A 14140-nucleotide genomic window follows, 5' to 3' on the forward strand; every position below is an offset into this window, starting at 1 on the left:
CGAAGGCGCGGCGTGGGGGCGCTTTTTGTTTTTTTAGGTGAATTTCCTCGTGACTGGTAGCAACTTCGATCGAACTGGCCTCGCCCTGATGTTCACCACGATTATGGTGTGGGCGGGAAGCTGGATCGCAATGAAGGCGCTGGTGTCGTATATCGGGCCATTTCAAATGACCGCGGCCCGATATCTGATCGGCGCGGTCTTGCTGTTTGGATTGCTGATCATTTTGCGGCGTCCGCTTGCCATGACGCCGTGGAAATTGACGCTGCTGACCGGGTTGACACAAACGGCCGGGTTTCAGGCTCTGGTGCAGTTGGCACTGGTCCAGGGCGGGGTGGGCAAAGTCTCGGTGCTGGCCTACACCATGCCGTTCTGGGTCATTCTGTTTGCCTGGGCCTTGCTCGGCGATCGGCCGACGGCGCGCCATGGCGTGGGTTTTGTGTTGGCCGCCGCCGGGCTCGTTTGCTTTCTGGAGCCCTGGCAGGGGCTGGGCGACTGGTTTCCCGCGGTTTGCGCGGTGGCGGGTGGACTGTTCTGGGGGTTGGGCACCGTGCTGTCCAAACGCATGTTCGATCTTCATGCGCCCGATCTCATGACCTTTACGACATGGCAGATGCTTCTGGGCGCGTTGATGACGTTGCCAGCCGCCATCCTGGTGCCGCATGATCCCATCGTGTGGGGATGGCAACTCACGGTCGGATTGGCGTACTCTTGTTTGGTGGCCACCGTGATGGGCTGGTTGCTGTGGTTATCCGTCGTGCGCCGCGTGCCGGCGTCGATTGCGGGGTTGTCCAGCCTGGGCGTGCCGATCGTCGCGACATTGTTTGCCTGGTGGATGTTGGGCGAGCGACCGACGTTCGTTGAAGTACTGGGTATGGCGCTTATCATGGTGGGGCTTTGGGTCGTGAGTCGCCGGCCGAGGGCCCGCCCGCAGGAAAATTTGGTTCAACCATCACAGCACCAGGAGCATTCATGATTGATTTGCGTAGTGATACCGTCACGCGGCCCACCGCGGCTATGTTGCAGGCAATGACCACTGCGCCGGTGGGCGATGATGTGATGGCGGCGGACCCCAGCGTGCAGCGTCTGCAGCAAACGCTCGCCGAGCGCGTGGGTAAAGAGGCGGGCCTGTTTTTTCCGTCGGGCACGCAGAGCAACCTGGCTGCACTGATGGCCCACTGTGGCCGAGGTGATGAGTATCTGGTCGGCCAACTGGCACACACCTACAAATACGAGGGCGGTGGGGCGGCGGTGCTGGGCAGCATTCAGCCTCAGCCTATCGAGCATGCTGACGACGGCACGCTACCCCTGGAAAAACTGGCTGCCGCTATCAAGCCCAAGGGCGATCCGCACTATGCGCGCACGCGGTTACTGGCGCTGGAAAACACCTTTCAGGGCAAAGTCATTCCTGCCGCGTATATCGAGCAAGCCGCCGCGTTTACGCATCAACACGGCTTGGGGCTGCATCTGGATGGCGCACGTGTTTTTAATGCCGCTGTGGCATCGCGCCGGACCGCGCACGAAGTTTGCGCGCCGTTTGATAGCGTGTCGATCTGCTTCTCAAAAGGGCTAGGGGCGCCGGTCGGCTCTGTGCTGGTCGGCAGCAAGGCAATCATCGACGAGGCTCGGCGTTGGCGCAAAGTATTGGGGGGCGGCATGCGGCAATCGGGCGTTCTGGCCGCCGCGTGTTTATATGCCCTTGAGCATCACGTTGAGCGCCTCGCACAGGACCACGACAATGCGGCATTGCTGGCCGAAGGGTTGCGTGGCATCGAAGGCGTCAAGGTCCTGGCACAAAACACCAACATGGTCTTTGCGGAGTTCGACCCGGCGCATGCTGAAAAATTGTCCAACGCCTTGCAAGCCGATGACATCATGATTCGTGCCGTATATAGCGGCCCCACGCGCCTCGTGACCCATCTCGATGTATCAGAGGACGATATTCGTAAAGTGCTCTCGGCCATTCGTGCGTATTTCGGCTGAGCGTTTGCAAGGGCATAAAGCCTCCCTCAATCTAGAAATGAGAACCGCATCATGAGCGACGGTAAAGTTCATTTGACTATTCAGGATGGCGTAGCTGCCGTGGTGTTTGACCGCCCCGAGGCGCGCAACGCGATGACATGGACCATGTACGACGAGCTGGCTGCGATTTGCCTAGACTTGCAGCAGCGAGACGATATTCGCGTGGCCACGTTCCGTGGCGTGGGCGGGCAGGCCTTTGTGGCCGGCACGGATATCGAGCAGTTCTTGGCCTTCGAGTCGGGGGACGACGGTATCCGGTACGAAGCGACGATCGATGCGCGTGTGCAGTTGCTGGAGGGCCTGCCGTTTCCGACGATAGCCGTCATTGACGGTTATGCGATTGGTGGGGGCCTGGCGCTGTCGGCCGTGTGTGATTTTCGTGTGGCAACGCCCAACGCAGCGTTCGGCGTGCCGATCGCCCGCACGTTGGGCAATTGCCTGTCCAGCGCCAATATGGCGCGGGTCGTGGCGGGCTTTGGTGCCGCTCGTGCCAAACGGATGTTGCTGCTGGCCGAGACCATCGATGCCGCCGAGGCGCGAGAGTGCGGTTTTGTGCACGAGGTTGTCGAGCCTGATGCGCTGGATACCACCGTGGCGGCCCTGTGCAAGCGACTCGCGGGTCATGCGCCCTTGACCATCAAGGCGGCCAAGGAAACCATCCGGCGCTTAACGACCGACGGTCTGCCGAGTAATGATGACTTGGTACGTGAGTGCTATGGCAGCGGCGATTTTCGCATCGGTATCGAGGCGTTCCTGGCTAAACAACGTCCCGTGTGGACGGGACGCTAGCGCAACAGCGCGGCATAGCCAGCGCGTGAGTCGGGCCATTGCAATGTCAAGCCGCTGGCCCGCAATCGCGCATTGCTGAGCCTCTTGCTGCCTACCATCGCGGGCGCGGGGCCATCGGCCGGGGCGGCGGCCCCGACCTGTTCGGCCAGGTGAGCGTACAACACATGCAGCGGCAGCGGCGTGTCGTCGCACCCGATATACACGGCATCGGGTTGCGACAGACCTAATAAATGGAACGCCGCGGCGGCCGCGTCATCGATATGAATGCGATTGGCCCAGTGCGGTGGATGTTGCGGCGCGCGCGCGCTGCCCGCACGGAGACGGTCGATCAGTTGTAATCGTCCGGGGCCGTAGAGGCCCGCCAGTCGCAGGCTGACCGACGAGATCGGCTGAGCCGCCAGCCAGGTTTCCGTGTCGAGCAGAATGCGGCCGTTAAATCCCAGCGGATCGGCGGGCGTTGTTTCAGTGACCCAGTCGCCATGATGTTCGCCATAGACCGCGGACGACGAAACAAACAGGATCCGGCTTAATGCTGTGTCGTCCAGCGCAGCCAGCAGCGCCGGCAAACCCTCTTGAAACACGGCGCGATATACCGCCGGATCGCGTGCGCCCGGCGCGGGCAGGTAGGCCAGGTGGGTGATACCAGGGGGCAAGCCGGAGAGCGTGTCGGGCCGAGTCAGGTCACCCTGCAGCCAGTGGATCCGGGCGGGCGACGTTGATGAAGAAACCTGTCTCTCATCAACGGGGGGATGTCTGCGTAATGCCCAGACCTCTGCGCCGTCTGCCAGCAAGCGGTGCGCCAGGCGTAAACCCAAGTCACCGCAGCCTGCCAGCAGTACGCGCCGGGTCATCGGTCTTACATGCCGCTATAGACGGGGCCTTCGCCACCCTGTGGCGCCACCCAGACGATGTTTTGCGTGGGGTCTTTGATGTCGCAGGTTTTGCAATGCACGCAGTTCTGTGCGTTGATCTGCAGACGATCTGCGCCATGGTCGTCTTTGACGAACTCGTAGACGCCGGCCGGACAATAGCGGGCTTCAGGGCCGCCGTATTTGGCCAGATTGACCGATACCGGCACGCTAGGGTCTTTGAGCGTCAGGTGGACGGGCTCGTTTTCTTCGTGATTGGTATTCGAGATGAAGACCGAACTCAGTTTGTCGAACGTGAGCTTGCCATCGGGTTTGGGATAGTCGATGCGTGCGCATTCCGAGGCCGGCTGCAAGCAGGCGTGATCGGGCTTGCTGTGATGCAGGGTCCAGGGGATATTGCCCTTGAGCACCAGTTGCTCGATACCCGTCATGAGGGTGGCGACGGTGCGGCCTTTTTTGAACCATTGCTTGAAGTTGCGCGCCTTGTTGAGCTCGGTACGCAGCCACGACGATTCAAAGGCGGCGGGGTAGGCCGACAATTCATCTTGTTTGCGATCGGCGACGACCGCGTCGAACGTGGCCTCGGCGGCCAACATACCGCTCTTGATGGCGGCGTGGCTACCCTTGATGCGCGAGGCGTTCAAAAAGCCGGCCTCGCAGCCAATCAACGCGCCACCGGGGAAGGTCAGCTTGGGCAAGGACAACAGGCCGCCTGCCGTGATGGCACGGGCGCCGTAACCGATGCGCTTGCCACCTTCGAAGGTGCTGCGAATGTTGGGATGGGTCTTGTAGCGTTGAAACTCATCAAACGGCGACAACCAGGGGTTGGCGTAGTCCAATCCCACCACCATGCCCACGGCCACCAGATTGTTATCCAGGTGATACAGGAACGAGCCGCCATAGGTGTCCGCATCCAGCGGCCAGCCCGCGGTGTGCACGACCAGACCAGGCCGCGATTGTGCCGGGTCGACTTCCCACATCTCTTTCAGGCCGATTCCGTAGGCTTGCGGATCGCGACCGTCATCCAGCTTGTAGCGCTCGATCAGTTGGCGGCCAAGTTGCCCGCGCGCGCCTTCGGCAAAGATCGTGTAGCGCGCCAGCAGTTCCATGCCGGGCTGATAGTGCTCGGTATGCGAGCCGTCGCGCGCCACGCCCATATCGCCGGTGGCTACGCCACGGACGGCGCCATTCTCGTCGTACAGCACCTCGGAAGCGGCAAAGCCGGGGAAAATATCGACGCCCGCGGCTTCGGCCTGCTCGCCCAACCATTTCACCACGTCGCCCAGACGCACAATGTAGTTGCCGTGGTTCTGGAAACAGGAGGGCAGCATCCAGTTGGGCGTGCTGCGCGCGCCGTTGTTGGTCAGGAACAGGAACCGGTCTTCGGTGACAGGCACGTTCAGGGGCGCGCCTTTGTCTTTCCAGTCGGGGATCAGTTCGGTCAGCGCCTGGGGGTCCATGACGGCGCCCGACAGGATATGGGCACCGAGTTCGGCGCCTTTTTCCAGGACACAGACGCTCAGGTCGTGATCTTTCTGGGTAGCTAGCTGCTTGAGACGCAGCGCCGCAGCCAAGCCGGCGGGCCCGCCACCCACAATGACCACGTCATATTCCATTGACTCGCGTTCGGACATTACTCCAATCCCCTCTAGGTGTCTTCTGGTGTTGCAAGGAAGTATTATCGGCGATTGTATTGCAGCGGACGGTTGTACGCTGCAGCGCCCGAATTTTGCCAGGAGCCTCTTTGTGAATCAGACTACTTCCGCTGCGCGCACCCTTGCGGTGGGCGATTGTCACCAAATCGATCTCCCCATGCGCTGGGGCGATAGCGACGCGCTGAATCATATGAATAACACGGTCTACTTCCGTCTGATGGAAGAGGCGCGCATGCAGATGCTGCAGGGATGCCAATTGCAGGTGCCCGTCGTTGCAGAGGGCCAGGGTTTTATGCTGGCGCACGCATCCTGCGATTTTGTGCGATCGTTTACGTATCCATGCGACGTACGCGTGACACACAAAGTAACCCGTATTGGGCGATCCAGTCTCGAGACCGAGCTGATCCTGGACAAGGTGGGCGACGATGCCGGCCCATATGCCCGTGGACGCACGGTGATGGTCTGGATGGACTATACCGCCAACCGTTCGATACCGCTGCCGCCCGCTGTGCTGCAGGGCCTGGCAACCCAGTGCGTGCCCGCTAGCGACGAGCAGGGGTGATGCACCGTTTCGCCTAGCCGCTACAATCTATTCAAACAATATCGCGCAAGACGCAATACTGGGTGCGCCACCCCTTGCAGCCGCGCCCATCCAAACCCGAACATTCGTTTTCGTTATTAGGAGCTGGAGAGATGGACAAAGTATATGCAAGCGCCGCCGAGGCGCTGGCAGGGGTCGTCAAAGACGACCAAATGATCGCGGTCGGCGGTTTTGGTCTTTGCGGTATTCCCGAGGCTCTGATCGCGGCATTGCGTGACTCGGGCGTTAAAAACCTGACTTGCATCAGCAACAACGCCGGGGTGGACGGTTTTGGGCTGGGCCAATTGCTCAATACCCGCCAGATACGCAAGATGATCGCCTCGTACGTGGGCGAAAACAAGGAATTCGAGCGCCAATACCTGGCCGGCGAGCTCGAGCTGGAGTTCACCCCCCAAGGAACGCTGGCGGAAAAACTGCGTGCGGGCGGCGCGGGTATCCCGGCATTTTTCACCCGGACGGGCGTGGGCACCATCGTGGCTGACGGCAAAGAGCTGCGCGAGTTCGATGGACATGAATACGTGATGGAACGCTCCCTGGTGCCTGACGTCTCGATCGTCAAGGCCTATGTCGCTGATCGCAGTGGCAACCTGGTGTTTCGCAAGACCGCACGTAACTTCAATCCCAACGTGGCCATGGCGGGCAAGATCACCATCGTCGAGGTCGAGAAGATCGTCGACACGGGCGCGCTGGATCCCGATCAGATCCATCTTCCGGGCATCTATGTGCAGCGCATTGTGCTCAATGAGAACCCGGAAAAGCGCATCGAACAACGCACCACTCGCTCGGCCTAAGGAGAAGACGACATGGCATGGTCCCGCGATGAAATGGCGGCTCGCGCCGCGCGCGAACTGCAAGACGGTTTTTATGTGAACCTGGGTATCGGCTTGCCTACCCTGGTGGCTAACCACGTGCCCGAGGGCATCGAAGTATGGCTGCAATCCGAAAATGGCCTGTTGGGCATTGGTCCGTTTCCCACCGAAGATCAGATCGATGCCGACATGATCAACGCTGGCAAGCAAACCGTGACCACATTACCGGGTTCGTCGATCTTTTCTTCGGCGGACTCCTTCGCGATGATTCGCGGTGGCAAGATCAATCTGGCTATTCTGGGTGCCATGCAGGTCTCGGAAAAGGGCGATCTGGCCAACTGGATGATTCCGGGCAAGATGGTCAAGGGTATGGGCGGCGCCATGGATCTGGTGGCGGGTGTTGGTCAGGTGGTTGTGCTGATGGAGCACGTGGCCAAGAAAAAAGACGGCACCGTAGACATCAAACTGTTGCCCGAATGCACCTTGCCGTTGACCGGCCTGGGCGTGGTCGATCTGATCATCACCGATCTGGGCGTGATGGAAGTCGGTGACAATGGCCTGAAGCTATTGGAACTGGCCCCCGGGGTCACCGTTGAGGAAATTCAATCCAAGACAGGGGTCAAGCTGGACGTCTCCGGCGTGTAGCTTTCTTCGGCGTATGGCTATACAAAACCCTGCCATGGCAGGGTTTTTTGCATGAAAACGCGTAGCGGGATGATACGCACGCAGGGTCTGCCTACATAAGGACATATCCTGTCGGGCTAAATGAGCTGCGATCATTGCCCAATAGGTATTCAATTGGGCGCTTTTTCTGGATAATCTATCTAGAGGCGACGGGTTTATCAGAACGATCCCGAAGCCTATGCTGAAACTCCTTTCTATTCGTACAGGAGATTTTCCATGGCAGACCATTCCATCCAGGGCAAAGTCGTATTGATCGCCGGCGGCGCTAAAAACCTCGGCGGCTTGGTAGCGCGAGATTTGGCACAACAGGGTGCCAAAGCCGTGGCGATTCATTACAACAGCGAGGCCAGCCGAGCGGATGCCGAGGCGACTGTGGCGGCTATCCAGGCCGCAGGCGCGCAGGCGGTCGCCATTCAGGCGGATTTGACCACCGCCGGGGCAGTTGAAAAGCTGTTCGTCGACACGATCGCCGCCGTGGGCAAGCCCGATATTGCGATCAACACGGTGGGCAAAGTCCTGAAAAAGCCGCTCGCGGAGATCACCGAGGCCGAGTATGACGAGATGTCCGCCGTAAATGCCAAATCGGCGTTTTTCTTTCTGAAAGAAGCCGGCAAGCATGTCAACGACAATGGCAAGGTCCTGACCTTGGTGACCTCGCTGCTTGGGGCGTTTACGCCTTTTTATGCCTCGTATGCGGGGACGAAGGCGCCGGTCGAGCACTTCACGCGTGCTGCCGCCAAAGAGTTCGGCGCGCGAGGGATTTCGGTAACGGCAGTCGGTCCCGGGCCGATGGATACCCCGTTCTTTTATCCTGCCGAAGGCGCCGACGCGGTTGCTTATCACAAGACCGCTGCGGCCCTATCGCCATTTTCCAAGACGGGATTGACCGACATCGAAGACGTCGTGCCTTTTATTCGTCATTTGGTGAGTGATGGCTGGTGGATTACGGGTCAAACGATCTTGATCAACGGTGGTTACACCACCAAGTGAGGCTGTCATGCGAACGGTAATTTTCATCGTGGTTGGGGTGGTCCTGGCGGCGGCGCTGCTGCGCTGGATTCCGATGCCGTATCGCACATGGGTCGCGGGGCTATTTACCGCGGCCTGGTTGGCCGTTTCGGCGTGGAACCTGCGTACCGGCTTGTCGCACGGCTATACCTTGGCAGAAGAATTACCTATTCATGTGGCGCTATTCGGCATTCCTGTTGCCGTGGCTTGGGGGGTTTGGTGGTGGTTACGACGTTAAATGCGAGGCAGGGCGACGAGGCTGCGGCGCCAGACGAGGCCTTGGGTGTGGTGCGTTTTTGGCGCGAAGCGGGGGCCGATCGCTGGTTCAACAAGTCCGAGGCGTTTGATCGTCAATTTCGTGAGCGCTTTCTGTCCTTGCACGAAGCTGCCGCGCGCGGCGAACTCGACCACTGGGTGCATTGCGCCGAGGGTGGCCTGGCGCTCTTGATTCTGCTGGACCAGTTCCCTCGTAATGCCTTTCGAGGCACTGCCAGGATGTACGAGACCGATGCGCGAGCCAGGCAGATCGCGGATCAAGCGGTCGATGCGGGACTGGACGAACAGGTAGAGCGCGAACTGCGGGTCTTCTTTTACCTGCCGTTTTCTCATTCCGAGGAAATGAATGACCAACGCCGTGCCGTCTTGCTGAACCAGCGAATAGGGCAGCCTTGGTTGGCGCATGCCTTGCAGCATGCCGATATCGTCGAGCGTTTTGGCCGTTTTCCGCACCGTAATCTCTTGCTCGGACGCGACATGACGGAACCAGAGCGCGCTTTTCTGGATCAAGGCGGTTTTGCGGGCTGACTTTTCCGCGCCGCTGGTACCGGCGGATGAGGCTCATGGATAGATTCGATCAGTATCGTGTGTTTGTCCACGTCGCGGAAATGGGGAGCTTTATCAAGGCCGCTCACGCGCTGGATCTACCCAGAGCCTCTGTGTCCGCCGCGGTGCAGCAGTTGGAAACCCAGATAGGCGCGCGCTTGTTGCATCGGACCACTCGACGTGTGCGGCTCACCGCGGATGGCGAGCAGTTGCTCGAGCGCGTGCGCCCATTGCTGGCCGAAGCCGAAAGCATCGATCAGTTGTTTCAGCTCAGCGAGCGCCAAGTCTCCGGGCGTCTCAGTATTGACGTGCCCAGCCGCATCGCCAGACGATTGATTGCCCCCGCCTTACCTGGCTTGCTGCGTCAACATCCTCGTTTGCAATTGGCCTTGGGCTCGACCGATCGTGCGATCGACCTGATTCAGGAAGGTGTGGATTGTGCCGTGCGCATTGGCACCCTGGATAACAGCAGCCTGGTGGTACGGCGGCTCGGCCATATCGCTCTGATCAACTGCGCCAGTCCGGCTTATTTACGGGAGCACGATGAGCCTGGGCATCCTGATGATCTTTCGAACGGGCATTGGGCGGTGGGCTACGCGTCTCCCGTGACGGGTCGGGAGGTGCCCTGGGAGTATTTGATGCCGGATGGCAAGGCGTACATGATCGCCATACCCAGCCGAGTGATCGCGAACAATGCCGAGAGCTATATCGCCTGCTGCCTGGCAGGATTGGGACTGATCCAGATTCCCCGTTTTGATGTGCAGCATCTCTTGGACAGCGGCGAGTTGGTCGAGGTCATGCCCGGCTATCGTGCCGCCGCCATGTCCGTCTCATTGCTTTACCCGCACCGGCGCCAGCGTTCGCGGCGGCTGGCCGTGTTCCTGGAATGGTTTGAGTCCCTGATGCAACCGTATTTGGGGTAAACCCTGAATATGAAAATTAATTTTCTTAATTACAATTGCGATGTAAACAAATTTACATTGCACCGCACCGGCTCGCCGTCGTACACATCCAGCGCAGTTCTCATCGTTCATGACCCGGACACCCCCGTCTCTTGCCGCCCGGATTGCCCGCGCGCAGCCCACGTTTAGCCGTATCCAGCATCGCATGGCGGAATATGTGCTTGCGCATCAATTCCGCGTGGCGACCATGACGATCGACGAGTTTGCTGCCGCAGTGGGTGTGTCGGTGGCCTCGGCGAATCGCTTTGCTCGCGCGCTCGATCTGCCGGGCTATCCGCAATTCCGTGCCGAACTCGCGCGTGGCTTTGAGGCCGCGCTTGAGCCCATCGAAAAGCTGCGGGTCGAGTTAGCGCACTCGGCCACGGCGGTGCAAATCATGGCCGCGGCGCTAGAAGAAGACATTCGCAATGCGCAGCGCACGTTGCAGGATCTGGATGCAGATGTTTGCGAACAGGCCGTGGATATTGTGCTGGGCGCCGAGCGCGTTTTTATCATCGGTTTTGGCGCCAGTGGTTTCCTGGCAGGACTGCTGCAGCGTAGCCTGTGTATGCATTTGCATACCTGCGAGTCGCTGGCCGGCCCCGGCGGGGTATCGCACGCGGCGCGCCAGATGGCTCGAATGACCTCGCGTGACTTGGTGATTGCCATTGGTTTTCCGCGCTATTTGGCCGACACCGTGACCTTGAGCCAGGCGGCTCAGCAGGCCGGTGTGCCGGTGCTGGTATTGACTGACAAAGCGACCTCGCCGCTGGCGCCATTGGCAACCGTGGCGCTGTATGCGCATTCCTCGCGCCAGTTGTCGTCGAACTCGGAGACGGCGGCGCTTGGACTGGTAGAGGGTCTGTCCGCAGCGGTGGCTCATCGAGCCAAAAATTCAATTCAGGCCGCGGCCGGCGTGACACAGTCAATCATGCCGTGGCTATTTCATGGTGCAGGAGCAGGAAAAAGATGATTCAGCCAGTGATCGCCATTCACGGTGGCGCAGGAGCGATGTCGCGTGCCGCAATGTCACCCGAAAAAGAACAGGAATACCTGTCGGCGTTGCATGGCATCGTACAGGCAGGCCAAACCGTGCTGGCGCAGGGCGGCAGCGCGCTGGACGCGGTGACCGAGGCCGTACGCTTGCTGGAAGACTGCCCCTTGTTTAACGCGGGCCACGGTGCGGTGTTTACCAGTGCCGGTACGCATGAGCTGGATGCTTCCATCATGGATGGCGCCACCTTGCGCTCCGGGGCCATCGCGAACGTCGATTGCGTACGCAATCCGGTGTTGGCCGCGCGCAAAGTCATGGAAAACAGCAAGCATGTGTTTTTCGTGGGCAAGGGGGCCATTGAGTTCGCTCGCGGCGAGGGCCTGGATATCGTTGACCCAGCTTATTTCTCGACCGAAGCTCGTCGTGAGCAACTGCTGCGCGTGCAGCACGATCATCCCGACGCGGCCGTGCTGGACCACGACGGCCAGGCACTGGTGGCACAGGGTCAACCGGCACCGGCGGATCCACTCGATTCGGACCGTAAATTCGGTACGGTGGGCGCCGTAGCCGTGGATGCACAAGGCAATCTTGCTGCGGCAACCTCCACAGGCGGTATTACCAACAAACAAGTGGGACGCATCGGCGATGCGCCGTTGATCGGTGCGGGCTGCTATGCCAACAATCGCACGTGCGCAGTGTCGACGACTGGTACCGGCGAGATGTTTATCCGGATGGTGGCGGCCTATGACATCTCGGCACAGATGGAATATCAGGGTGCGTCGCTCGAGGTGGCCGCCGAGCGTGTGGTGCACGAAAAATTGCCCACGATCGAGGGCAAGGGCGGTCTGATCGCGGTGGACGGTCAGGGCAACGTCACGCTGCCCTTCAATACTGAAGGCATGTATCGCGGCTACGGCCGAGTCGGCGAGGACGCTGTCGTCGCCATTTACCGATGACCTTCGTGTCATTGCGTATTCAAGTCGGAAACGGAATTCAATATGGTTGATCGTGCCCAGACCTTGGTGCTGCCGGAAAACCGCGTGGTCCAGGTCGATGATCTGACGGTACGCTTTGTGACCTCGGAACGAACGGTCGAGGCCGTGCGCAATCTGTCTTTTCACGTCGATCGGGGCGAAACCCTGGCGATCGTGGGAGAGTCGGGTTCGGGCAAATCGGTGACTTCGCTGGCCTTGATGCGTTTGGTCGAACACGGCGGCGGGCGCATCGCCCAGGGCCGCATGGCGCTGCGTCGTCGCAACCATGCCATCGTCGATTTGGCCAATGCCTCGCAGCGCATGATGCGCAGCGTGCGTGGCGCCGATATGGCGATGATCTTCCAGGAGCCGATGACATCGCTGAACCCGGTGTTCACGGCGGGTGACCAGATTGCCGAAACGATTCATCTGCACCAGGGCAAAGACGCGGCCGCGGCACGGGCCGAAGCCTTGCGCATGCTGGAGCAAGTGCGCATCCCCGAGGCGAAATCGGTGCTGGATCGCTATCCCCACCAATTGTCGGGCGGTATGCGTCAGCGCGTGATGATCGCCATGGCGTTGGCGTGCAAGCCCGCCTTGCTGATCGCGGATGAGCCGACCACGGCGTTGGACGTCACGATTCAGGCGCAGATTCTGCAGCTCATCCGTCAGTTGCAAGATGACATGCAGATGGGCGTGGTGTTCATCACGCACGATATGGGCGTCGTGGCCGAAGTGGCTGACCGCGTGTTGGTCATGTACCGTGGCGACAAGGTCGAGGAAGGACCGTCCGATCAGCTCTTTGCGGCACCCCAGCATCACTACACCCAGGCCTTGCTCTCTGCCGTACCGCGTCTGGGGGCGATGCAGGGTACCGACATGCCGGCGCGTTTTCCGCTGTTGCATGTGACTGATGGCACGCCGGCCACCGAGCCGATGAAAGATGACCCGCAAAGCATGCCGGTCCGGCGGGAGCCTGTTCTCAGTGTGCGTAATCTCGTGACGCGTTTTGATTTGCGCAGCGGCATTCTCAGTCGCGTGCGGCGTCGCGTGCATGCCGTTGAAAAAGTCAGCTTTGATCTTTATCCGGGCGAGACGCTATCGCTGGTGGGCGAGTCGGGTTGCGGCAAGTCGACGACGGGGCGCTCGTTGCTGCGTTTGGTCGATAGCCAGAGCGGCGAGATCTTGTTTGGCGGTCGCGATATCGTCAAACTCAAAAACACGGAATTGCAGGCCCTGCGCCGCGATATTCAATTCGTATTCCAGGATCCGTTTGCCTCGCTCGACCCGCGCGTCACCGTGGGTTTTTCAATTATGGAGCCGCTGCTGGTACATGGCGTCGCCTCGAATCGTGAGGCCGAAGCCCGTGTCGCCGAGTTGCTCGAGCGTGTCGGCCTGGCGCCAGAGATGGCGCAGCGCTATCCGCATGAATTCTCGGGGGGGCAGCGTCAACGCGTGTGTATCGCACGCGCCTTGGCGTTAAATCCCAAAGTGGTGATCGCTGACGAATCCGTGTCGGCACTGGACGTGTCCATTCAGGCGCAGATCGTCAATCTGCTGATCGATTTGCAGCACGACCTGGGCGTGTCGTTCCTGTTTATCTCGCACGATATGGCGGTGGTTGAACGCGTCAGCCATCGTGTGGCGGTGATGTATCTCGGCCAGATTGTCGAAATCGGTCCGCGTCGCGCCATTTTTGAAAACCCCCAGCATCCCTATACCAAGAAGCTCATGTCGGCGGTGCCGATCGCCGATCCGGCGCGGCGCCATCTTAAGCGCACACTGCTGACCGAAGAAATCCCGAGCCCGATTCGCAGGGTTGGCGATGAGCCCGTCGTCGAACCGTTGATGCAAGTGGGTTCAGAGCATTTTGTTGCGCGCCACGCCGTGGGTGGCGCTTATTGAGAAGACCGGCGGCATGACGTCGCTGGCCCGTTTTTATCCACTAAAGCTGTCTCCTCTCTGATTTAGGAGT

Annotated in this window: 15 protein-coding genes; 13 read left to right on the plus strand and 2 right to left on the minus strand. The window is 60.1% G+C overall.

The genetic code is table 11. From position 1 onward, the window contains the following. Positions 1–49 precede the first annotated feature (49 nt). The 3 genes from ACNAZS_RS14505 to ACNAZS_RS14515 are packed head-to-tail and all read left to right on the plus strand — an operon-like array spanning position 50 to position 2808. Positions 50–973, plus strand: coding sequence for a DMT family transporter (locus ACNAZS_RS14505; RefSeq protein WP_415790465.1), 924 nt, complete (start codon positions 50–52; stop codon positions 971–973). After that, the gene (ltaE, locus tag ACNAZS_RS14510) at positions 970–1980 is read left to right on the plus strand and encodes a low-specificity L-threonine aldolase (protein ID WP_415790467.1); all 1011 of its coding nucleotides are present in this window, start codon (positions 970–972) and stop codon (positions 1978–1980) included. The genes ACNAZS_RS14505 and ltaE overlap by 4 nt, the downstream gene beginning before the upstream one ends. Positions 1981–2031: 51 nt before the next feature. Beyond that, entirely contained in the window at positions 2032–2808 is a 777-nt protein-coding gene (locus ACNAZS_RS14515) for an enoyl-CoA hydratase/isomerase family protein (RefSeq protein WP_415790469.1), read from the plus strand. Here ACNAZS_RS14515 and ACNAZS_RS14520 read toward each other — a convergent pair. Both ACNAZS_RS14520 and ACNAZS_RS14525 read right to left on the minus strand, forming a co-directional pair. Then, positions 2805–3659, minus strand: a complete 855-nt coding sequence (locus ACNAZS_RS14520) for an NAD-dependent epimerase/dehydratase family protein (RefSeq protein WP_415790471.1) — start codon at positions 3657–3659, stop codon at positions 2805–2807. The genes ACNAZS_RS14515 and ACNAZS_RS14520 overlap by 4 nt on opposite strands. 5 nt (positions 3660–3664) lie before the next feature. Next, the gene (locus tag ACNAZS_RS14525; protein ID WP_415790473.1) at positions 3665–5311 is read right to left on the minus strand and encodes an electron transfer flavoprotein-ubiquinone oxidoreductase; all 1647 of its coding nucleotides are present in this window, start codon (positions 5309–5311) and stop codon (positions 3665–3667) included. Between the two features lie 112 nt (positions 5312–5423). On the opposite strand from ACNAZS_RS14525, the gene ACNAZS_RS14530 reads away from it, so the two are divergent. The 10 genes from ACNAZS_RS14530 to ACNAZS_RS14575 all read left to right on the plus strand — a co-directional run bounded on the left by ACNAZS_RS14530 (position 5424) and on the right by ACNAZS_RS14575 (position 14070). Beyond that, positions 5424–5894: an acyl-CoA thioesterase gene (locus ACNAZS_RS14530; RefSeq protein WP_415790475.1), complete on the plus strand. Its 471-nt coding sequence runs from the start codon at positions 5424–5426 to the stop codon at positions 5892–5894. Between the two features lie 131 nt (positions 5895–6025). Beyond that, positions 6026–6724 (plus strand): CoA transferase subunit A, encoded by a 699-nt coding sequence (locus ACNAZS_RS14535; protein ID WP_415790477.1) that lies wholly within the window; start codon positions 6026–6028, stop codon positions 6722–6724. 12 nt (positions 6725–6736) lie between these two features. Beyond that, on the plus strand, positions 6737–7387 hold the full coding sequence (locus ACNAZS_RS14540; protein WP_415790479.1) for a CoA transferase subunit B: 651 nt from the start codon (positions 6737–6739) through the stop codon (positions 7385–7387). Positions 7388–7642: 255 nt separating this feature from the next. Beyond that, positions 7643–8416 carry an SDR family oxidoreductase gene (locus ACNAZS_RS14545; RefSeq protein WP_415790481.1) on the plus strand — a complete coding sequence of 258 codons (774 nt, stop codon included), beginning with the start codon at positions 7643–7645 and terminating at the stop codon, positions 8414–8416. Positions 8417–8423: 7 nt separating this feature from the next. After that, positions 8424–8672, plus strand: a complete 249-nt coding sequence (locus tag ACNAZS_RS14550; RefSeq protein ID WP_415790483.1) for a hypothetical protein — start codon at positions 8424–8426, stop codon at positions 8670–8672. Next, positions 8657–9238 (plus strand): DUF924 family protein, encoded by a 582-nt coding sequence (locus ACNAZS_RS14555; protein ID WP_415790485.1) that lies wholly within the window; start codon positions 8657–8659, stop codon positions 9236–9238. Before ACNAZS_RS14550 ends, ACNAZS_RS14555 begins: the two co-directional genes overlap by 16 nt. A 35-nt stretch (positions 9239–9273) precedes the next feature. Beyond that, a complete protein-coding gene (locus tag ACNAZS_RS14560; protein WP_415790487.1) occupies positions 9274–10179 on the plus strand; it encodes a LysR family transcriptional regulator in 906 nt (301 codons plus the stop codon). Positions 10180–10288: 109 nt separating this feature from the next. After that, positions 10289–11170 (plus strand): MurR/RpiR family transcriptional regulator, encoded by an 882-nt coding sequence (locus ACNAZS_RS14565; RefSeq protein ID WP_415790489.1) that lies wholly within the window; start codon positions 10289–10291, stop codon positions 11168–11170. Further along, complete coding sequence (locus ACNAZS_RS14570; RefSeq protein WP_415790491.1) at positions 11167–12147, plus strand: isoaspartyl peptidase/L-asparaginase family protein; 981 nt, start codon at positions 11167–11169, stop codon at positions 12145–12147. The genes ACNAZS_RS14565 and ACNAZS_RS14570 overlap by 4 nt, the downstream gene beginning before the upstream one ends. 42 nt (positions 12148–12189) lie before the next feature. After that, on the plus strand, positions 12190–14070 hold the full coding sequence (locus ACNAZS_RS14575; protein ID WP_415790493.1) for a dipeptide ABC transporter ATP-binding protein: 1881 nt from the start codon (positions 12190–12192) through the stop codon (positions 14068–14070). Positions 14071–14140 lie beyond the last annotated feature (70 nt).

It is taken from the genome of Bordetella tumulicola, from assembly GCF_965138755.1.
GTDB lineage: Bacteria > Pseudomonadota > Gammaproteobacteria > Burkholderiales > Burkholderiaceae_B > Bordetella_A > Bordetella_A tumulicola.

Coding starts and splice junctions, on each gene's coding strand:
- ACNAZS_RS14525 (WP_415790473.1), bottom strand. CDS start 5,311: ATGTCCGAACGCGAGTCAATGGAATATGACGTGGTCATTGTGGGTGGC.
- ACNAZS_RS14560 (WP_415790487.1), top strand. CDS start 9,274: ATGGATAGATTCGATCAGTATCGTGTGTTTGTCCACGTCGCGGAAATG.
- ACNAZS_RS14520 (WP_415790471.1), bottom strand. CDS start 3,659: ATGACCCGGCGCGTACTGCTGGCAGGCTGCGGTGACTTGGGTTTACGC.
- ACNAZS_RS14575 (WP_415790493.1), top strand. CDS start 12,190: ATGGTTGATCGTGCCCAGACCTTGGTGCTGCCGGAAAACCGCGTGGTC.
- ACNAZS_RS14535 (WP_415790477.1), top strand. CDS start 6,026: ATGGACAAAGTATATGCAAGCGCCGCCGAGGCGCTGGCAGGGGTCGTC.
- ACNAZS_RS14565 (WP_415790489.1), top strand. CDS start 10,289: ATGACCCGGACACCCCCGTCTCTTGCCGCCCGGATTGCCCGCGCGCAG.
- ACNAZS_RS14515 (WP_415790469.1), top strand. CDS start 2,032: ATGAGCGACGGTAAAGTTCATTTGACTATTCAGGATGGCGTAGCTGCC.
- ACNAZS_RS14545 (WP_415790481.1), top strand. CDS start 7,643: ATGGCAGACCATTCCATCCAGGGCAAAGTCGTATTGATCGCCGGCGGC.
- ltaE (WP_415790467.1), top strand. CDS start 970: ATGATTGATTTGCGTAGTGATACCGTCACGCGGCCCACCGCGGCTATG.
- ACNAZS_RS14570 (WP_415790491.1), top strand. CDS start 11,167: ATGATTCAGCCAGTGATCGCCATTCACGGTGGCGCAGGAGCGATGTCG.
- ACNAZS_RS14540 (WP_415790479.1), top strand. CDS start 6,737: ATGGCATGGTCCCGCGATGAAATGGCGGCTCGCGCCGCGCGCGAACTG.
- ACNAZS_RS14550 (WP_415790483.1), top strand. CDS start 8,424: ATGCGAACGGTAATTTTCATCGTGGTTGGGGTGGTCCTGGCGGCGGCG.